The 18,702-nt window shown below is 49.0% G+C and carries 17 protein-coding genes; 11 read left to right on the top strand and 6 right to left on the bottom strand.

Annotated features, from left to right (window positions below; all coding sequences use genetic code 11):
- Positions 1 to 7 precede the first annotated feature (7 nt).
- Entirely contained in the window at positions 8 to 1,705 is a 1,698-nt protein-coding gene (locus FRZ59_RS17725) for a S8 family peptidase (RefSeq protein ID WP_132129776.1), read from the bottom strand.
- A gap of 178 nt (positions 1,706 to 1,883) precedes the next feature.
- Between FRZ59_RS17725 and FRZ59_RS17730 the strand changes: the two genes are divergently transcribed.
- The 3 genes from FRZ59_RS17730 to FRZ59_RS17735 are packed head-to-tail and all read left to right on the top strand — an operon-like array spanning position 1,884 to position 6,296.
- The gene (locus tag FRZ59_RS17730; protein WP_132129777.1) at positions 1,884 to 4,382 is read left to right on the top strand and encodes a PIG-L family deacetylase; all 2,499 of its coding nucleotides are present in this window, start codon (positions 1,884 to 1,886) and stop codon (positions 4,380 to 4,382) included.
- Positions 4,383 to 4,405: 23 nt separating this feature from the next.
- A complete protein-coding gene (locus FRZ59_RS18580) occupies positions 4,406 to 4,570 on the top strand; it encodes a hypothetical protein (RefSeq protein WP_158640668.1) in 165 nt (54 codons plus the stop codon).
- A 7-nt stretch (positions 4,571 to 4,577) separates the two neighbouring features.
- The gene (locus tag FRZ59_RS17735; RefSeq protein ID WP_132129778.1) at positions 4,578 to 6,296 is read left to right on the top strand and encodes a sodium:solute symporter family transporter; all 1,719 of its coding nucleotides are present in this window, start codon (positions 4,578 to 4,580) and stop codon (positions 6,294 to 6,296) included.
- A 20-nt stretch (positions 6,297 to 6,316) separates the two neighbouring features.
- Here the strand turns inward: FRZ59_RS17735 and FRZ59_RS17740 are convergent, their stop codons facing one another.
- Entirely contained in the window at positions 6,317 to 6,604 is a 288-nt protein-coding gene (locus FRZ59_RS17740; RefSeq protein ID WP_132129779.1) for a hypothetical protein, read from the bottom strand.
- Between the two features lie 408 nt (positions 6,605 to 7,012).
- Between FRZ59_RS17740 and FRZ59_RS17745 the strand changes: the two genes are divergently transcribed.
- From FRZ59_RS17745 to FRZ59_RS17780, 8 genes are all read left to right on the top strand, one after another.
- Complete coding sequence (locus FRZ59_RS17745; protein WP_132130832.1) at positions 7,013 to 7,288, top strand: transposase; 276 nt, start codon at positions 7,013 to 7,015, stop codon at positions 7,286 to 7,288.
- The gene (locus FRZ59_RS17750) at positions 7,285 to 8,151 is read left to right on the top strand and encodes an IS3 family transposase (protein ID WP_147698298.1); all 867 of its coding nucleotides are present in this window, start codon (positions 7,285 to 7,287) and stop codon (positions 8,149 to 8,151) included. Before FRZ59_RS17745 ends, FRZ59_RS17750 begins: the two co-directional genes overlap by 4 nt.
- A gap of 236 nt (positions 8,152 to 8,387) precedes the next feature.
- Positions 8,388 to 8,669: a transposase gene (locus FRZ59_RS17755; RefSeq protein ID WP_147698391.1), complete on the top strand. Its 282-nt coding sequence runs from the start codon at positions 8,388 to 8,390 to the stop codon at positions 8,667 to 8,669.
- Between the two features lie 14 nt (positions 8,670 to 8,683).
- On the top strand, positions 8,684 to 9,499 hold the full coding sequence (locus FRZ59_RS17760) for an IS3 family transposase (RefSeq protein WP_132130828.1): 816 nt from the start codon (positions 8,684 to 8,686) through the stop codon (positions 9,497 to 9,499).
- A gap of 164 nt (positions 9,500 to 9,663) precedes the next feature.
- Positions 9,664 to 10,893 (top strand): glycosyltransferase, encoded by a 1,230-nt coding sequence (locus FRZ59_RS17765; protein WP_132130824.1) that lies wholly within the window; start codon positions 9,664 to 9,666, stop codon positions 10,891 to 10,893.
- Positions 10,894 to 11,634: 741 nt separating this feature from the next.
- The gene (locus tag FRZ59_RS17770) at positions 11,635 to 11,916 is read left to right on the top strand and encodes a transposase (protein ID WP_132130829.1); all 282 of its coding nucleotides are present in this window, start codon (positions 11,635 to 11,637) and stop codon (positions 11,914 to 11,916) included.
- Positions 11,917 to 11,930: 14 nt separating this feature from the next.
- Positions 11,931 to 12,746 (top strand): IS3 family transposase, encoded by an 816-nt coding sequence (locus FRZ59_RS17775; RefSeq protein WP_132130828.1) that lies wholly within the window; start codon positions 11,931 to 11,933, stop codon positions 12,744 to 12,746.
- 164 nt (positions 12,747 to 12,910) lie between these two features.
- Positions 12,911 to 13,564: a DNA alkylation repair protein gene (locus tag FRZ59_RS17780; protein WP_132130744.1), complete on the top strand. Its 654-nt coding sequence runs from the start codon at positions 12,911 to 12,913 to the stop codon at positions 13,562 to 13,564.
- Positions 13,565 to 13,797: 233 nt separating this feature from the next.
- Here the strand turns inward: FRZ59_RS17780 and FRZ59_RS17785 are convergent, their stop codons facing one another.
- The 4 genes from FRZ59_RS17785 to FRZ59_RS17800 form a co-directional block, all read right to left on the bottom strand.
- A complete protein-coding gene (locus FRZ59_RS17785; protein ID WP_132130743.1) occupies positions 13,798 to 14,268 on the bottom strand; it encodes a hypothetical protein in 471 nt (156 codons plus the stop codon).
- A 242-nt stretch (positions 14,269 to 14,510) separates the two neighbouring features.
- Positions 14,511 to 15,521 (bottom strand): PKD domain-containing protein, encoded by a 1,011-nt coding sequence (locus FRZ59_RS17790; protein ID WP_132130742.1) that lies wholly within the window; start codon positions 15,519 to 15,521, stop codon positions 14,511 to 14,513.
- 46 nt (positions 15,522 to 15,567) lie between these two features.
- Entirely contained in the window at positions 15,568 to 16,938 is a 1,371-nt protein-coding gene (locus FRZ59_RS17795) for a discoidin domain-containing protein (protein ID WP_132130741.1), read from the bottom strand.
- 20 nt (positions 16,939 to 16,958) lie between these two features.
- Entirely contained in the window at positions 16,959 to 18,689 is a 1,731-nt protein-coding gene (locus FRZ59_RS17800; protein ID WP_132130740.1) for an alkaline phosphatase family protein, read from the bottom strand.
- Between the last annotated feature and the right edge of the window lie 13 nt (positions 18,690 to 18,702).

Consider the following 18,702-nt stretch of genomic DNA (forward strand, 5'->3'; position numbering starts at 1 on the left):
GGCCGTATTACTCTTTCTTTCCGAAAAGCCTTCTGAAGAATTCTCCGATGCCTCCTTTTTTCTTCGGCGCTTCTTTCTCAACTTCTTCAGCAGGCGCCTGGGCAGCCATCTGGCCAGCTGTTTGCAGGGCCTTGTAGGCGTTTACGATCCCCCCTGAAATACAAAGATCGGTCATTTTCACCAATTCGTTTTCCGTACCGGGTTTGATCACTTCCCAGTCGACCGGGGTCACCGAGCTTACCAGCGCCTGTTTTACCTGCACAGCGGAAAGCTCAGGATAATAGGCTCTTACCAGGGCTGCAACTCCGGCAACTACCGGAGAAGCCATACTTGTACCGTCCAGCTCTTCATAGGAAGAACCCGGCACGGTTGACCTGATACGGTAGCCTGGCGCAAAAAGGTCTACCCGTTCCGCTCCGTAATTGGAAAATTCCGCAGCCAGCTTCTCGCCGCCCATCCAGGTACTGGCGCCGACTTCTATCCAGGCGCCCGCCTTTTCGGAGGAATCCTGGAAGTAAGGGCTGGGGTAATTTGGCTTGGCGTCCACGTTGCTGCCGTCGTTCCCGGCGGCATGCACCAGCAGCACGTCTTTGGACAATGCGAATTTAACGGCTTCGTCCACCACTTCTTTTTCCGGGGAATAGGCTTTTCCAAAGCTCATATTTATCACCTTCGCCCCGTTCTCGGCGGCATAGCGGATAGCATTTGCCACATCCTTGTCCCGCTCGTCTCCGTCAGGAACCGTCCGGATGGCCATGATCTTTACCGGGCCCGCAACGCCTTTAATGCCTTTATTATTGGTCCTGCTGGCAGCAATAATGCCCGCTACGTGCGTGCCATGACGCGCATCAGGGCCTTCGACTTCGTTGTTGCCATAGTAGCGCTGACGCGGGTCATTATAATTGTCCTGCACAATGTACCGGGGGTCGAAGTCTACATTATAGTGATATTTTACTTTTCCGCCGAAATACTCCACTCCTTCCTTGACATTGGCCATGAAATCTTTGAAGCTCAGGCCGGTCTCGTCCAGGTTTTGCAGGACCACGCTTTTAACGGTCTCATCGTACTCGCCAACGGGCTGATAATTCTGCAGGTCTTCCCTGGTGATCTCCTCTTTGCCGATTTTTTCAGCAAAGGCTTCCAGCACCTGGTAGAATGAATTATAATTCTCAAAGCCGTCCTTTGCTTCGGAGAGTTCGGTATTCACAATTTCCTTCATGGAAACGTATTTGCGATAGGCCGCTTTCTGCTCCGCGTTGAAATTACTGGTATCGGCGCCTTCATAGGTGGGAGCCATTTCGCGGACCAGGCGTGTTACTTCCAGGTTATCCTGGTTGACATCGGTACCGTTTTTCCCCCCGATAAAATCCCATCCATAAATGTCGTCGGTATAGCCGTTCTTATCGTCGTCCTTTTCATTCCCTTTCCGCTCTTCGGGATTGACCCAGATCCTTCCCAAAAGATCTTCATGGTCCACTTCTACCCCGCCGTCAATCACGGCAACGATGACGGTATCCGGCTCCATATTTGCCAGCAGCTCCGTATATGCCTTTTCCGTACTTACGCCGGGCACATTGTCCGCTTCAGGATCAAGGTTGAACCAATTCTCAGGCGCCTTTTTTTCCGGAAGTTCCTGCGCCGCAGCCACCGCCGAAAAAGCGCAGGCCGCCGTTAGGGTGAATACCCATTTAAAATTTCTCTTCATACCAACATTTAAACGTGTAAAACTGCCAATCTGTATAGGCAACTTAAAATCGCGGCAATTTATAGGAAAAAAGTAGTTTGATATTGATTCATCACAAATTAGTTACAATACCCATTTCCCCCCGGGCCTTGTTCTTCGCATGGATTTTATACTTTTACGGAAAAGCCTTCATTAAACAATGTATAAACGCCGTATTTTCTTCCCGGTTTTTTTCCTGATCTTTTACGTACACGGGGCCATGGGACAATCGCCGGAAAAGCCGAATTCCGCCGAAATATTCCAGGCCCTGCAGCGGCTGAACACCTTGGGTTCCGTACTCTACGTAGCCGCTCATCCCGATGACGAAAATACGCGCCTGATCTCCTGGCTGTCAAATGAAAAAAACCTGGACGTGACCTACCTGTCCCTTACCCGCGGGGATGGTGGCCAGAACCTGATCGGCCCGGAAATACGGGAGTTACTGGGCGTGATCCGTACCCAGGAGTTACTGATGGCCCGCAGCGTGGACGGAGGAAAGCAGTTTTTTACGCGCGCCAATGACTTCGGCTATTCCAAGAACCCCGCCGAAGCGCTCCGGACCTGGGGGAAAGATTCCATCCTTTCGGACGTTGTTTGGGCCATCCGCAAACTGCGTCCCGACATTATTATCAATCGCTTTTCCGCCGATACCGCCTCGGAAACCCACGGGCACCATACGGCCTCCGCCATTCTTTCTTCCGAAGCATTTGAACTGGCGGGAGATCCCTCGGTATTTCCCGGCCAGCTGCCCTATGCGGAGCCCTGGAAGCCCCGCCGGCTTTTTATGAACACTTCCTGGTATTTTTATGAAAGCAGGGAAGCCTTTGAGAGAGCCATGAAGGCCGATCAGGACCTTTATTCCCTGGATGTAGGCGTATATTATCCCCTGCTTGGAAAATCCAATACGGAAATTGCCGCTATCAGCCGGAGCATGCACCGCTGCCAGGGATTTGGCTCCGCCGGCTCCAGGGGAAGCAGCATGGAGTACCTCAAATTACTGAAAGGCGATAAAGCCGGCAACGATATTTTCGAAGGGATTGACATGAGCTGGTCGCGCGTGGATGGCGGCGCCGAAATAGGCCGGCTGGTTAAAAAAATTACTGATGCATACGAGCTTTCCGATCCTGCGGCCAGCATCCCCGGCCTGCTGGAGGTGCATACAAAGATAAAGGCGCTGCCCGAGGGCTTCTGGAAGGAGAAAAAACTAGCCGAAACCCGGCAGCTTATTCGCTGGTGCATGGGCCTGTACCTGGAAGCGGTGGCCGTACAGCCTTCCGCAAGCCCGGGAGAACAGGTAAATGTGAAAATAGAAGCAATTAACCGATCGGCGATTCCGGCCGGGCTGGATTCCGTTGTTTTTTCAACGGGCGAAAAATGGTCCGGAAATCTTTCCCTGGAAAACAACAAGGTGCATTTTTTGGATCAGCGCATCCTGCTGCCGGAAGGCCTGGAATATACCAGTCCTTACTGGCTGCGCGAGCCCTGGGAAACCGGGAGATATACGGTAGAGGAACAAATCCTGCGCGGCCTTCCCGAATCACCGCCGCCCGTACAGGCTGCGTTTTACTTCACCGTCAACGGCGTTCCTGTTCATTGCGATATACCCCTGGTGTTCAGGGAAACGGACCCTGCGAGAGGAGAAGTGTACAGCCATTTTGAAGTAGTGCCGCCTGTTTTCGTTCGCCTGCCCGAAAGTGTGTACCTGTTTCCTTCGGAAGAGCCCCGGGAAATAGAAGTGAGCGTAAAAGCAGGGAAGGCGGGAATAAAGGGCCAGCTGGGAATCGGCGCCGCCGAGGGCTGGAGCATCAGCCCGGCATCCTATGAAGTATCCCTGGACGCGCCCGGGCAGGAAAAGAAATTCCGGTTTACCATCACTCCGCCGGCAATACCCGGCGAAACCACGTTGCAGGCGATGGTTACCCTTAACGGCACCACCTACCATAAGGAAAAGATCAGCATCAGCTATGACCATATTCCCTCCCAAACGGTATTGAAGGATTCCTATGCCCGCCTGGTACGGGTAAACCTTGAAAAAAAGGGCGAGCGGATCGCTTATATCATGGGCGCCGGCGACGAGATCCCGGAAAGCCTGGAGCAGATTGGTTACGACGTTGATGTTCTTCCGCCGGCCGGCATTACCCTTCAGCGGCTGCAGCAATACGATGCACTGATCACCGGTGTACGGGCTTATAATACCGTGGAAGAACTCCGCTTTCTCCAACCGGTTTTATTTGAATATGTCCGCGGCGGAGGCACAATGATCGTCCAGTACAATACCACCGGCCGGCTGGTGACCGACCGCATAGCGCCTTATCCCCTGGAACTTTCGCGCGAGCGGGTGGCGGAAGAAGACAGCGAGGTATCGCTGCTGGCCCCGGACCACCCCCTGCTGAATTACCCGAATAAAATTACTGAAAAGGATTTCGAAGGCTGGGTGCAGGAACGCGGGCTTTATTTCCCCCATAGCTGGGATGATGCCTATACTCCCCTGCTTTCCGCCGCCGATACCGGCGAAAGCGCCAAAAAAGGAGGGCTTCTTGCGGCTTCCTACGGCGAGGGGTACTTTATCTATACCGGCTACTCCTGGTTCAGGGAACTGCCCGCGGGCGTGCCGGGCGCCTACCGCTTGTTCAGCAATATGATTTCAATTGGCAAATAGCTCCTGAAAACAAACAAATGGACATGGCACAGCACACGACAGAAGAAGACCGGGCAAAGGAGCAGGAACGCACTGCACCGCAAAAACCGCCCTTATTCGATACCTGGAAAAACATGTACCTCTTTGTATTGGCGCTGCATGCCCTGGTTATCGCGGCCCTTTATTTTCTCACCATGAACTATCAATAGGACCTGTATGCATTTAACAGACTGGCTCGTACTTGGCGGAACACTTTTATTCATCGTAGGTTACGGCACCTGGAGGACACGGCAGCGTGGCACCTCCGAAAATTTCCTGCGGGGCGAAAAGAATCATCCCTGGTGGGTCATTTGTATTTCCATCATGGCTACCCAGGCCAGCGCCATCACGTTCCTGTCCACTCCCGGGCAGGCTTATGAAGACGGCCTTCGCTTTGTACAGTTCTATTTCGGGCTGCCCCTGGCAATGGTCATCCTCTCCGTCGCAGTCATTCCCATCTATTACAAGCTGAAAGTTTATACGGCCTACGAATTCCTGGAGAACCGATTCAACCTGTCCACCCGCACGCTCACCGCCGTCCTGTTCCTTGTACAGCGCGGCCTGGCAGCAGGGATCACCATTTACGCCCCTGCAATCATCCTCTCTACCATCCTGGGCTGGAACCTGCACCTGACCAATCTTATCATCGGCATCCTCGTCATCATTTACGTGACCAGCGGCGGTACCGAGGCCGTGAGCCAAACCCAGAAGCAGCAGATGGCGGTAATGATGGGCGGCATGCTGCTGGTGCTGGTGATCGTGATCGGGAAGCTTCCGGATGAATTATCCGTTGGAGAAGCCCTGTCAGTTGCCGGCCTGGCCGGCAAGATCAACGCGGTAGATTTTACTTTCGACCTGTCCAACCGTTATAACTTCTGGTCCGGCATTCTCGGCGGCACCTTCCTTTTCCTTTCCTATTTCGGCACCGACCAGTCGCAGGTGCAACGCTACCTCAGCGGCCGCTCCCTTACCCAGGGAAGGCTGGGACTGCTTTTCAACGGCATGCTCAAAGTGCCCATGCAGTTCTTCATCCTTTTCGTAGGGATCATGGTCTTTGTTTTCTTCCAGTTCAACAAGCCCCCGGTAAATTTCAACCAGGCCAATCTTGACCGGCTGGAAAATTCCGCCTATCAGCCCCAGCTGGAACAGCTGCAGGCCGCCCATACCGCCGTTTTCGAACAAAAACAGGAATTGCTCCGCTCAGTAAGCGAAGAAGGAACCGCAAGCGAAGCCCAAACCCGCCAGCTGAGAACGGAACTGAACGCCCTGGACACCCGTAACCAGGAGATCAGGGAAGACGTCCAGGCCCTTATCCTTGCACAAAACCCCGAAGCCGTCGCCAAAGACACCGATTACGTATTTATTACCTTTATCCTGGAACACCTGCCCGTAGGACTGGTAGGCCTGCTCCTGGCCGTGATCCTTTGCGCCGCCATGTCCTCCATTTCCTCCGAACTGAATGCCCTGGCCACCACGTCCGTGGTAGATATTTACCGCCGCTCCATCGTAAAAGATAAAACAGACCGCCACTACCTTAATTCCTCGCGCTGGTTCACCATCCTATGGGGCCTTCTCGCACTCTCCTTCGCCACCTTCGCGTCCCTGGTAGAAAACCTGATAGAAGCCGTCAACATTGTCGGATCCATCTTTTACGGCGTCATCCTGGGCATTTTCGTAGTCGCCTTCTTCCTGAAATTCGTAAAAGGCCGGGCCGTTTTCGTAGCCGCCATCATTTCCGAGATCATCGTGATCACCATCTTCATCCTAAGCCGCCAGGGCATCGTTGAAATCGCCTACCTCTGGCTGAACGCCATCGGCTGTTTGCTGGTCATGCTCATCGCTACGTTGTTGCAGGTTTTGCTTCCGAAAAAGCCGGCCGATAGTTATGCTACGTAATAATAGAGGCTAAAAACGAGCTACTCCATGGGTTTAGACACAGTCACGACTGTAGGTACAACAAACTTTATATATCTATCTTCCTCAATTTGAAGGTCGCGAGGAAAAAACAAACTTTCCCATGCCCCAGAGATCGTGGAAAGCCTTTTTTCATCTATAAGAACCGTGTAGTAGGCTCCGTAAGGAATTATCAATACCGGTACGAATATTGCCGAACTTTTCAAATTAAAGCCACGCGAGGGCAAACTTTCATATTTTCCTCTTAATTCTCTCATGCTGCCTTTGCTAAATGCCAATGAGTCTGCCATCGAGGATAGGATAATGGTATCAAGCACTGATTGCTCATCGTATAAAACCATATATGAATATGTCGTGATCGTATCACGATTCAATTTTTCATATTCTATACTACTTGTATAGCGTAGTATATACCGTTCTATTGAAGTAGAGTCTACTTGGCTATAAGTATTGCTCGAAAGGACCAAGAACGCTACTGTTAATCCACATACAATGTGAATTCTTTTCGTAAAAATCGGTTTATTCATCACATTCAGTCCCCTTATCAACTGTTTATAATGGTTGTTAGTATTTATAATACGGGTCCTCGTAGTTGGTGTCAGAGCATCCCAATATAATGTATTCTGCAGTCCTCCTATAATTCCCCCCGAAAATCGGACAGTAAGTTAAGTTAGAATTTTGATTAAATTTACTGTATCATGAGTAGGAGAAAGTTTACTTCGGAGTTTAAAGTCAAGGTGGTCATGGAGGCCTTGAGCGAGCGTTACACGATTCAGGAGCTTGGTCGCAAGTACGAGATCCATCCCACGCAGATCACTACCTGGAAGACTCAGTTTTTGAAAAATGCCAGCGCCGTTTTTGACAAACCAGTAAAGGATGCCAAAAGCGAGGCCCAGGAGAAGGAAGAGCATTATTTGAAGGTGATCGGCCAGCAAAAGGTCGAGATTGATTTTTTAAAAAAAGCCTTGTCATGAGCCAGGATAAACAGCAACGTCAGCGACATATTGACAAGGCCGGAATGTTGAGTATTGTCCGTCAGTGCGAGCTTCTTGAGGTTCCTCGCAGCAGTTTTTATTATAAGCCCTTGGGAGAAAGCGAGCTGAATCTGGAGCTTATGCGCCTGATTGATGAAGAATACCTGTTACATCCCTGGCTTGGGGTTCCTCGCATGACCACCTGGCTAAGGAAGGACAAAGGCTATAAGATCAATCCTAAACGCATTGAGCGACTTTACCGGCTGATGGGACTCTCGGCCACAGGCCCTAAGCCCAATACCTCCAAAAAAGGAAAAGGGGCCTTACATAGGGTATACAAATACCTGTTGAAGGGGCTCAAAATTGTGCGCCCTAATCAGGCGTGGGCCATGGACATCACCTATATTCCGGTGCAGGGCGGCTACCTGTATCTATGTGCCATTATTGATCTGTACAGTCGCTATGTGGTAGGCTGGTCGCTGAGCAACGCCATGAGCGCGGATTGGTGTAAACAGACCCTACAAGGAGCCATCGCCCGGCATGGTTGTCCGGAGATTCTCAATACTGATCAGGGAAGCCAGTTCACCGCTTATGAGTTCTGTGATTGGGTTACCCATCCTGAACGGGGAATCAAACTCAGTATGGACGGTAAAGGCCGGGCAATTGACAATATTTTCATAGAACGCCTGTGGAGAAGTGTCAAGTACGAACACGTATACCTGTTCCCGGCCAGCGACGGACTGGAATGCTACCGAGGCCTACAGGTCTATTTTGAGTATTATAATACCCAGAGACGACATCAGAGCCTGGATGACCAAGTCCCGTTGACCGTCTACGGGCAAGCACTAAAACAAGTGGCATAGTCCGGTAGGGTTATCAACAGCAAGAAGGTGGAAATTAAAAAGAGAAAGAAGCAAAGAGAAAAAGGGCGTGGATTTGTGGAAAACTCAACTGAGTTTACCACAAGCCCACACCACAACTACAACAAAGAAGCTTATTTATTTTTACAAAATACTGTCTAAACATCGGGGTGTAATACTCCCCAAAATCAGGACCACTGGTTAAGTTAAAAAAATAAGTAACTAACTTCGTGGTAACAATGAAAGGAAAACGTAGAAAATTCAGTTCGGCCTTCAAGGCCAAAGTGGCGCTGGAAGCGCTGAAGGAAAAGGAAACGCTGGCAGAATTGGCTCAGCGGTTCGAAGTTCACGCGGTAATGATCAGCAAGTGGAAACAGGAGTTTCTGGAAAAGTCCGCTCACGTGTTTGACAAAGAGGCGGATCAAGAAGAACAGGTGGATTCCGACCGGCTGTATGCTAAGATCGGCCAACTGGAGCTGGAAAATGACTTTTTAAAAAAAAGCTTGAAAAAGCTCCATTAACCGATCGTAGAGCGATGATCACACCTTCCCATCGATTGAGCGTGCGCCGGCAGTGTGAGTTGCTGGAACTTCACCGCAGCGGAATTTATTACACCCCGGTCGGAGAAGGAGAAAAAAACCTTGCGCTGATGCGGAGGATGGATGAGCGTCATTTGCAATACCCGACCGAAGGCGTGCTGCAATTGCAGGATTACTTTCGGGATGAGGGCCTCCAGGTGAATCACAAGCGGATCCGGCGGTTAATGCGCAAGATGGGCATCCGGGCGCAATATCCCCGGCGTATACTGACCAAATTGGGCAAGGCCGAATACATCCGGCCCTACCTGCTTCGGAACCTGAAGATCGAACGCCCTAATCAGGTGTGGGCTGTGGATATAACGTACATCCCAATGAAAAAGGGGTTCATGTACCTGGCCGCCATTATTGACCTGCATAGCCGCTTTGTGGTGGCCTGGAGCCTTTCCAACAGCATGACCTCCGAGTGGGTCTGTTCACTGGTAAAAGAAGCGGTGAAGCGGCACGGAAAACCGGAGATCGTTAATTCCGATCAAGGCAGCCAGTTTACCTGCCGGGAATGGATATCGCTTCTTCCGCAGCTGGGCATCAAGATCAGCATGGACGGCAAAGGAAGAGCGATTGACAACGTGTTCATTGAGCGGCTGTGGCGTACGGTAAAGTACGAATACGTGTACCTGAACCCGGCGCTGGACGGATGGGAACTGGAACAAGGACTTCGTGCCTTTTTCCACCGTTATAACTTTTATAAATCCCATCAAGGGATCGGACGAAGAAAACCAGCCAGTTTGTACCTGACGGGCAAAGCAGCATGAGAGTTATCCACAAATGGGAGATCATGGGCAAAAAAGAGAAAAGAACCAAAAGAGAAAAAAGGCGTGGATTTGTGGAAAACTCTCCGAGTTTACCACAACCCCACACCGCTACAACAACAAATGACTATAAATTCAATTAAGATTTAGAGAAATTGGTCCTGAAAATGGGGAGTATCTCAGGGGGAATTATAGTACGAATCAAGGTTTTACAACATGAAGTAAATCAGGGTAATTATGTAGCCCGAAACACAGGTTTGGCAATAGCAAGGGGCCGCTACATTGCTGTGATGGATTCAGATGATATTGCTCTTCCCAATCGACTTCAATTACAAGTTGATTTTTTGAATAGCCATCCTAAAGTCGGATGTGTAGGTGCCTTGGCAGAAATGATTTATGAAAATGGTAAACCGTTCAAACTTATTCGTTATCCAAGTAGTTATTCCAAGCTGAAAACGTATTTGTTTAGAACAATGAGTTTGTCTCATCCTACCATCATGCTGCGTAGAAAGTTTCTAGAAAAATATAAACTACGATATAATACACGTTTAAAATATGCAGCGGATTATGAATTCTTGGTGCGATGCACCAGGTTTTTTCCTATCAGAAATTTGGAGGACATCGTACTTAAATATCGTATGCATTCTCAACAAATATCGTCTTCTAAACGCAAGGAGCAGGGTTTCTTTGCTGACCTTGTACGCTTACAACAGCTTAAAGACTTCAATTTAAATCCAAGCAAAAGTGATTCGGCTTTACATCTTAAACTAATGAAGGGCGTATACTTGAATGATGTTGAACTTCACAGATCTATAGATTGGTTAAACCAGCTACTTGATGCGAATGACCGCCTTAAGATTTTTAATCCCAATCATTTTTATGATCTTTTGAAGATTAATTTGAACACCGTCGTTAGAAAGAATAATTTAGGAGGATGGTCGATTGAAAAAGAATTGTTACGATATATTAACGAAAAGTTTCCTAAAAAGATTTCAATACTTGAGTTTGGTTCCGGCGCAGGAACAGATGCGCTCTTACAATTTCACCAAGTTATAAGCATTGAACATTCTTCTATTTTTGCATTTAATAGAGGAAGATCTCATAATTGCATTCACTCACCATTAATAAATGGCTGGTATAATCCGGAAGATGTCAAGTGTGCCTTAGAACTAAAGCATGATTTAATCCTAGTGGACGGCCCTCCTGGTAATCGACGTTCGGGAATTCTTAATCATCTATCGCTGTTTCATAATACAAAGGTTCCTGTTATTTTTGATGATATGGACCGCGATAACGATCGTGCGATAATGGAGAAGTTTTGTGCAGAACTGAATTTTAGATTTGAGATCATTTTTGGAAAAATTAAATCATTTGCGTACTGTACGAAGAATGGCTAATATGAAAGCGTCGTTTTTTTATGGGCTTCATGCATCTGTTGTACTGTTTTGGCTTTTTAGATTTCCTACAACGAATGCTCTGCTAACTTGCCTGGTATTTTTATATTTGATTGTTGCCGTAATTTTGATACCATCATTCATTAGAAGTAGGCTCCCGCAGTCGGGCTATAAGGTATTTTCTCGTTGGTACGTCTTTTTCATTATAAGCCTCTATTTGATTGGAATGTATGGATTTACTAAAATTTGGATAGAAAACCTACAGTATATTTTATTTCAAGTGGTGATCGATAATTTAACCAGTTTTTTTTCGTTTTTATTTTTATTATTTTATGTCGTAATTTTTGGCGCATATTTTATGATACACCGCAAGCAAGAGCGAAAATCCATTTGATTTTTGGCTAAATATAATTTATATCAATCTTCAACTTTGTATGAAACCTCTTTTATCTATGCGCCACAATTACAGTCGGGTATTCGATTTTTCAGTTCGTTGGCCCAAGTGTTGTAATATGAAAGCAAGGAGCGACGCTATCCGACAGGATCATCCAATAGCAGGAATTTTTATACATTTGAGAAGTCGGGAGTTGTTGGATAATTTTGTAGTGAAATCTCTACCCGAATACCTGACCATTGCATATTCTTTGAACTTCAAATGGCAATGACACCTATGAAATGTAATACTCCCCAAAATCAGGACCACTGGTTAAGTTAAAAAAATAAGTAACTAACTTCGTGGTAACAATGAAAGGAAAACGTAGAAAATTCAGTTCGGCCTTCAAGGCCAAAGTGGCGCTGGAAGCGCTGAAGGAAAAGGAAACGCTGGCAGAATTGGCTCAGCGGTTCGAAGTTCACGCGGTAATGATCAGCAAGTGGAAACAGGAGTTTCTGGAAAAGTCCGCTCACGTGTTTGACAAAGAGGCGGATCAAGAAGAACAGGTGGATCCCGACCGGCTGTATGCTAAGATCGGCCAACTGGAGCTGGAAAATGACTTTTTAAAAAAAAGCTTGAAAAAGCTCCATTAACCGATCGTAGAGCGATGATCACACCTTCCCATCGATTGAGCGTGCGCCGGCAGTGTGAGTTGCTGGAACTTCACCGCAGCGGAATTTATTACACCCCGGTCGGAGAAGGAGAAAAAAACCTTGCGCTGATGCGGAGGATGGATGAGCGTCATTTGCAATACCCGACCGAAGGCGTGCTGCAATTGCAGGATTACTTTCGGGATGAGGGCCTCCAGGTGAATCACAAGCGGATCCGGCGGTTAATGCGCAAGATGGGCATCCGGGCGCAATATCCCCGGCGTATACTGACCAAATTGGGCAAGGCCGAATACATCCGGCCCTACCTGCTTCGGAACCTGAAGATCGAACGCCCTAATCAGGTGTGGGCTGTGGATATAACGTACATCCCAATGAAAAAGGGGTTCATGTACCTGGCCGCCATTATTGACCTGCATAGCCGCTTTGTGGTGGCCTGGAGCCTTTCCAACAGCATGACCTCCGAGTGGGTCTGTTCACTGGTAAAAGAAGCGGTGAAGCGGCACGGAAAACCGGAGATCGTTAATTCCGATCAAGGCAGCCAGTTTACCTGCCGGGAATGGATATCGCTTCTTCCGCAGCTGGGCATCAAGATCAGCATGGACGGCAAAGGAAGAGCGATTGACAACGTGTTCATTGAGCGGCTGTGGCGTACGGTAAAGTACGAATACGTGTACCTGAACCCGGCGCTGGACGGATGGGAACTGGAACAAGGACTTCGTGCCTTTTTCCACCGTTATAACTTTTATAAATCCCATCAAGGGATCGGACGAAGAAAACCAGCCAGTTTGTACCTGACGGGCAAAGCAGCATGAGAGTTATCCACAAATGGGAGATCATGGGCAAAAAAGAGAAAAGAACCAAAAGAGAAAAAAGGCGTGGATTTGTGGAAAACTCTCCGAGTTTACCACAACCCCACACCGCTACAACAACAAATGACTATAAATTCAATTAAGATTTAGAGAAATTGGTCCTGAAAATGGGGAGTATCTCAAAACTATCTCCAAAAACAAAAACAATCCTGCACCAGATCGATAGTAAAACGAAGCTGGGTGACCTGCGAAAAATGGCAAAGGATATTAAAAAGGATCACCAGCTCGCTCTGGAATTATGGTCAACGGGAGCGTTTTTTCCAAGGCTATTGCCAATCTTAATTATGGACACTAAATTACTGTCCGAAGCGTTGCTGGCCAGCCTTGACAAGGATATGCAGGCGCACATCTTTGATAATCGAAACCAATTAATGGATTGGCTGATGACCAATCAGCTTACCAAATCCAAAAGCACCATTGCGCTGATCGAATCGTGGGAAAATAGTTCATCCGCACTTCAAAGGCGGGTTTATTGGTATTATCAGGGGCGACTGAGATGGACGGGCCAGACACCGCCCGACAATACTGCGGAACTGCTTTCTAAAATAGAATCAAAAATAATTGATGAAGAACCGGAAGTTCAATGGGCCATGAACTTCACGGCAGGGTGGCTCGGTGTTTTTGATAAAAAATACCGTAGACGCTGTGTTGATCTCGGGGAAGAAACAGGGCTTTACAAAGATGAAGTCGTATCAAAAGGGTGTACACCCAATTATTTGCCGGCGTTCATTTCGATCGAAGCCGGTAAGCGAAACTTGTAACCTCCATTAAAATCCGAAATCCTGCACAGGCTTTTTGAACAGCGGTTAGATGTTCATATCAGCCACGGGATGCTTTACAAACACTAAGGCAAGATACAAAACAAGGCGTCAGGACACCCGAATACAGATTCCCTATAGCAATAAAGCGCTGACTTTAAATGCTTTAGTTTTTGCTCTCAGTATTTGTGCGGAAGTCAGGAAAAAGGAGAGTGCCGCAAGCATATGTTGCGGTATTAGTCGTTTAGCAGTACGACATAAGATGGTTGTCCTTCATTGGACCTTTCTACAATTCGCAGATGTGTACATTCCTCTTTATCGAAAGAAGAAATAAGTGAAAAATCAAGCCTTCTATCTAACAAGCTGTAAAAGACAATTGCATTTTCTTCGATAAATAGCGCTCCTACTTTATGATCCGTAATGGAAACCCCTTTTAGTTTGCCTGTCACTTTATTGACATTGGACAAATTAAGGGAACTGATCTTATCCATGGGGGTGAAAGGCGGTATGATCAGTACCGAATCCCAATCTGCTTCAGGCAAAAGGTCACAAAAGTCAAAACCAGAAATATCCAGCGAATCCGAAATTATCTCCGACCATCTTTGAGCAATTTTCTCATTTAGCTCATAATATTCGGCTCCCTGTTTATGCGTGCATGAAGAAACCGCTATAACAAGGAAGAAAAGTGCTGTTAATCGGATAATCATCTAAACAATCGCATATAATTATAAGTCGAAGACCATACGTACTTTGAAAGCTTCCCGAGGCGAGTGAAACGAAGCCCCTCCCGCCACTAAAACTGGCAGTGATCTTGCCCGAGTGGCGGAGGGGATTTCGCGTGCCTGTGTGAGCGGCTTTTGATTTTTGAGGGGAATTGCGCAGCAATTCGGACCCCAAAAATCAGCTAAGCGAACGCAGGCACGCGAAATCCCCGGCCCCCAGGGAAAGATCACTGCGGTAATTTGAGCAACTGAAACTCCGCACACTGGAACAATCCCGCGCCTTCATTGGCAGTAATATTCAGCCGGTAAAACTTGTACGCGTCATGATTGTCGAAGATATAGGTCACGGTCTGGTAACGGTCTTCAAAATTTTGATCCACCTGGTTATCCAGTTCGGTCCAGTTCTGTCCGTCGTTAGAGCCTTGCAGGTTCCAGTTCTTGGGGTCCCGGCTATAATCGTCGTTGGCCGAGGTCAGCGTATAGGCGCCGGCAACTACCGGGTCGATGTATTCTATCTGCACCCACAGATCGCCGTTATAACCGCCCTGCAGGAATTTGGTTTCGGGGTTTCCGTCAATGAGTTTCAACGAACCTTCTGCATGTTCCGGCCCGCCGTCATGATCCCTGGATACGCTGTACCGGCCGCCCAGGGTAATGTCCTGCACGATTCCGATATCGCAGATCAGGCGGTTGGCGATGGCAACGGAACCTTTGGGAGTTACTGCCCTCAGGGAGGCATTATAAAATTGTCCGGGATCGAGCGAGATCTCGGGAGACATTTCCGTGGAAGTTTCGCCATTCCCGAAATCCCAGAAAAGGGAATCGGTTTCAATGTCGGCCACCAGGTCAAATTTTAGTTTGCCTCCGGCTACGGGTGTGGCGGTGAAGTTCACGACCGAATCCGCGTTAATATCGATCACCAGTTCCTTTTCGGCCCAGTAATCATCTTCGTTGGTGGTCCTTAATACGACGTTGTATATGCCGGAAAAAACGAAGGTATGAGTTGGGTTCTCTTCCGCCGAAACACTGTCGTCCCCGAACTCCCAGCGGATTTCCTTGTAATTGGTGGAATTGCTGGAAAAAGAATAGGTAAAGGGATCATTGGGATCTACCTGCTCAAAAGCAAAATCGGCAGTAGGCTTCGGCGCCTCCGGTTTTTCGGGCACTACTTCATCCTCTTTGCAGGAAATCATGCCGGCCAGCAGCAGTAAAAGAGGAAATATAATTAGCTTCTTCATAATTTAACGCTTAAGGATCTTGAAATTCTGTTCTTTCCAATCAGGTCTAGGGCACTCTTATCAGCCTCCATTCGGCCAGCTGGAATAAGCTGGAACCATTGTTAGCTGTGATATCTATCCGATAATATTTATAAGCGGTGGAGTTATCAAAATCAAAACGCCTGGTCTGGAAACGCTCGGAAAAGGTTTCACCGCTGCGGCTATCCAGCTGAGTCCATGTGGTCCCGTCATTGGAACCCTGTAATTTCCAGTCTTTCGGATCCCTGGTGTCCGCATCGTTTGCCGAAGTAAGCGTATAGGCGCGTACAATTACCGGTTCTGCATACTCCAGCTTCATCCAAAGGTCATTGCTGTATTCGTTGAGGAATTTAGTATCTGAATTCCCATCCACTACCTTCGGCGAACCTTCACCGGCGCCCGGCCCGCCGTTATTATCTTTAGATACGGACAGGGTGCCGTCGGCGGTTACGTCGCTTTCCACGACGTTCAGCGGATCTATCACAATGATCACCCTGGAATTTTCCGGGTGAAGCACGTGGCGGGTTGGATCAACAAGATCCACGGCCAGCGTCAATATGGAACCCACGTTTTCTTCCAGCGTAGGCCATGGAATGACCAGGTTCAGCGGGGCTGTTGTCTCATTGCCGCCCATCACGGCCACGGTATCCAGTGTATAAGAATCTTCCGGCAGCTCTATTGTATTCGCAGGAAGGACGCCCTGATCGATAAGTCCCGCAATGGTATCGCTGTTCAGTACCGCTCTGGCTGAAAAGGAACGGCTGGGGCTACCGGAAAGGCTCAGGTTGAGAGGTACCTGCACCCCGGCTGAAGTGACCACATAATTCTGGCGGTTACCCACCACCAGCTGCCCGCCTCCGCCGTTTTCGAAGGAAACGTAATGCAGGTCTTCCTGGGTAAGAATATCGGCGGTATTAAGTACGATCAGGCCGGTGGTTTTTCCAATGGTATTTCCCTTGCCAGGATCCATTAGCCTGAGGGCGAATGCTACCTGCTTGCCGAAACTGCGCTCAAGTATTGTTCGGCCGATCTGCACTTCCAGAACGGCGCTCTCCACCCCATAAGGAACCTTTAAATGGGTAGGCACAACCAGGTCGTCACCGCCCAGCGCCACGGTATTTTCAAGGTCCCCGCCGGCGATCAGCGCAAGTACGGTATCGGTATTCAGCTCTACGCCTATATCAAACGCTTTCTGCGCCGGGCCCGAGAGGTCCACCTGCCATTGTACCACGATGGTTTCATTATTGGCTACCGGCTCGCCGGCCACGGAGCCTGCATTGACAGTCACCGGCGAAACGCCTTCCTGCCGGAAGTCTTCCAGTTCGCTTTCACTACAGGAAACCAGGCTTGTCGCCAGGACAGCCAGTACGCCGGATGAATATATAATGGTCCTGTTCATATCGAATTCATGTTTTAGGTTTATTGATCAAGCCAAACCCGTCCGTCCAGCTGCCAGTTTTCCTGCCTCGCTATTTTCAGCCAGCTGAATAACTGGGCCGGAATGTCGGCTGTCCCCGGAACCAGGTTCCCCAGGTCAGCGGTTGAGGGAGCGCAGATAAACTCATTCAGCAGGTCCCAGGAGAAATCATCTTCCGAAAGGCGCAGGTGATTGCCCAGCGGCCCTTCATCCCGGATAAGGGTATCTCCTTCTGCCCCGCCATATACCGGCCAGTAACCGGCCAGGTAGTCATAAAAGGGGTGCGAGGCATCGATATACGTTTCGCAGGCAAACTGCGAGATCACTTCATCAGGCAGCGGATACCGCCAGATACGCACATCGCTCAGGTACACATCCGGCTCGCGATGCCCGTTGCCCTGGAGATAACCCATGGTCAGCGGAAAGTCATTGATAATGTTGCCCCAGCCGGTAATATTCATTTCCCCATTATAAGCGCCGTTTGTATAGGTTCTTACAAAACGTTCCCCGTTACGGATCACGCAGGAAACAGCAATACTGTTCCAGGTCGCGTCGGCAAGGTCGGCGCCTCGCACCTGACCCACGTCCCCGTCATCACCCCGCAGGTTGAACATCCAGAACCGGTCTTCCAGGAAGATCGTCCAGCCCGGCGATCCGCCCCAGCCCGAACTCCATTCCGAGCGTTTGCCCAATACGGCGGGGTAGTAAAACTTGTAATTATTATCAGGTCCGGGATTTTTCTTCACCTTCAGTTCTATGGTAAATTCCTGGTCTTCGGCGAAATCATATACGGAATTGTCGCCTTGCAGTAATTGTGCCTTCCGCTGTCCCTGGAAGCGCACGAAATCGCCCTGGAAGCGGCTGCCCAGGTAGGGCTTGCCGATAAAACGCTGGCCGTATTGCCGGCTGTAGAAAACAGTGAAGGTATTAAAGGCAGGCTTGCTGAAAATGGTATTGTCATTTTCTTCTTCCGGAAGCGTGAACGGCCCGCCGCTGCTGGAAGTGACCACTACCAGCCAGTTCTCGCTCTCGTATTCCGGGCGATTCTGCAGGGCCTCCAGGATGCTGCCTAACTGATCGTCAAAGGCGAGTATCGCGGCCTTATATTCCGGGCTGCTGAGGTCGTAGGTATGTGCGGCGCCCGCCTCGTCTACTCCGCTGAACTGGGCGGTAATAAAGGTAGCATCGTCTTCCGAAAGCGCATCAATTACGGCAGCAGTCACTCCTTCATCTCCGTCAAAGGTTTCTTTCACATCTGCTCCCGCGGACAGCTGTTCCGTAAAAAGAGCGGATGTCCCAAACACGCTGATGCTGCTTTCAGGCAGCGCTTCCTTTACCCGTTCAAAGATCACGGGATATTCGTCCAGGTTTGCCGAGGAAAGATCGTTGTTCACTACTCCGTGCTTTTCCTTTTCCACACCTGTGAGCAGGCTCGCCCAGTTACCGGCATCTCCGTTTATTTCATCATCGCTCAGGGATACCCAGCTGTAAATTGAACTGGGAAGCAAAGAAGTAAGATGCGGAGCCTGCGCATCCCTTACCGAAACGCCCCTGGCGCCGTCCACGATCAGGTAAAGCACCTTGGGATTCCCGTAAATCACGCTTATGCTATCGCTGTAATCCGTATCGGGCAGTACTTTTTCAAAATTCCCGTTGCATGCGGTCATCAGGGCCGTGAGCCCGATTGCCAGGCCGCAGGACACCTTTATTGCATATTTCTTGATCATTTTCATATCGTTAATTTAA

Source organism: Anseongella ginsenosidimutans, assembly GCF_008033235.1.
GTDB classification, from domain to species: Bacteria; Bacteroidota; Bacteroidia; order Sphingobacteriales; family Sphingobacteriaceae; genus Anseongella; species Anseongella ginsenosidimutans.

Excerpts from the sequence above, each read along its gene's own strand:
- FRZ59_RS17725 (WP_132129776.1), bottom strand. The coding sequence starts at position 1,705 with ATGAAGAGAAATTTTAAATGGGTATTCACCCTAACGGCGGCCTGCGCT.
- FRZ59_RS17730 (WP_132129777.1), top strand. The coding sequence starts at position 1,884 with ATGTATAAACGCCGTATTTTCTTCCCGGTTTTTTTCCTGATCTTTTAC.
- FRZ59_RS18580 (WP_158640668.1), top strand. The coding sequence starts at position 4,406 with ATGGCACAGCACACGACAGAAGAAGACCGGGCAAAGGAGCAGGAACGC.
- FRZ59_RS17735 (WP_132129778.1), top strand. The coding sequence starts at position 4,578 with ATGCATTTAACAGACTGGCTCGTACTTGGCGGAACACTTTTATTCATC.
- FRZ59_RS17740 (WP_132129779.1), bottom strand. The coding sequence starts at position 6,604 with ATGGCAGACTCATTGGCATTTAGCAAAGGCAGCATGAGAGAATTAAGA.
- FRZ59_RS17745 (WP_132130832.1), top strand. The coding sequence starts at position 7,013 with ATGAGTAGGAGAAAGTTTACTTCGGAGTTTAAAGTCAAGGTGGTCATG.
- FRZ59_RS17750 (WP_147698298.1), top strand. The coding sequence starts at position 7,285 with ATGAGCCAGGATAAACAGCAACGTCAGCGACATATTGACAAGGCCGGA.
- FRZ59_RS17755 (WP_147698391.1), top strand. The coding sequence starts at position 8,388 with ATGAAAGGAAAACGTAGAAAATTCAGTTCGGCCTTCAAGGCCAAAGTG.
- FRZ59_RS17760 (WP_132130828.1), top strand. The coding sequence starts at position 8,684 with ATGATCACACCTTCCCATCGATTGAGCGTGCGCCGGCAGTGTGAGTTG.
- FRZ59_RS17765 (WP_132130824.1), top strand. The coding sequence starts at position 9,664 with ATGGGGAGTATCTCAGGGGGAATTATAGTACGAATCAAGGTTTTACAA.
- FRZ59_RS17770 (WP_132130829.1), top strand. The coding sequence starts at position 11,635 with ATGAAAGGAAAACGTAGAAAATTCAGTTCGGCCTTCAAGGCCAAAGTG.
- FRZ59_RS17775 (WP_132130828.1), top strand. The coding sequence starts at position 11,931 with ATGATCACACCTTCCCATCGATTGAGCGTGCGCCGGCAGTGTGAGTTG.
- FRZ59_RS17780 (WP_132130744.1), top strand. The coding sequence starts at position 12,911 with ATGGGGAGTATCTCAAAACTATCTCCAAAAACAAAAACAATCCTGCAC.
- FRZ59_RS17785 (WP_132130743.1), bottom strand. The coding sequence starts at position 14,268 with ATGATTATCCGATTAACAGCACTTTTCTTCCTTGTTATAGCGGTTTCT.
- FRZ59_RS17790 (WP_132130742.1), bottom strand. The coding sequence starts at position 15,521 with ATGAAGAAGCTAATTATATTTCCTCTTTTACTGCTGCTGGCCGGCATG.
- FRZ59_RS17795 (WP_132130741.1), bottom strand. The coding sequence starts at position 16,938 with ATGAACAGGACCATTATATATTCATCCGGCGTACTGGCTGTCCTGGCG.
- FRZ59_RS17800 (WP_132130740.1), bottom strand. The coding sequence starts at position 18,689 with ATGAAAATGATCAAGAAATATGCAATAAAGGTGTCCTGCGGCCTGGCA.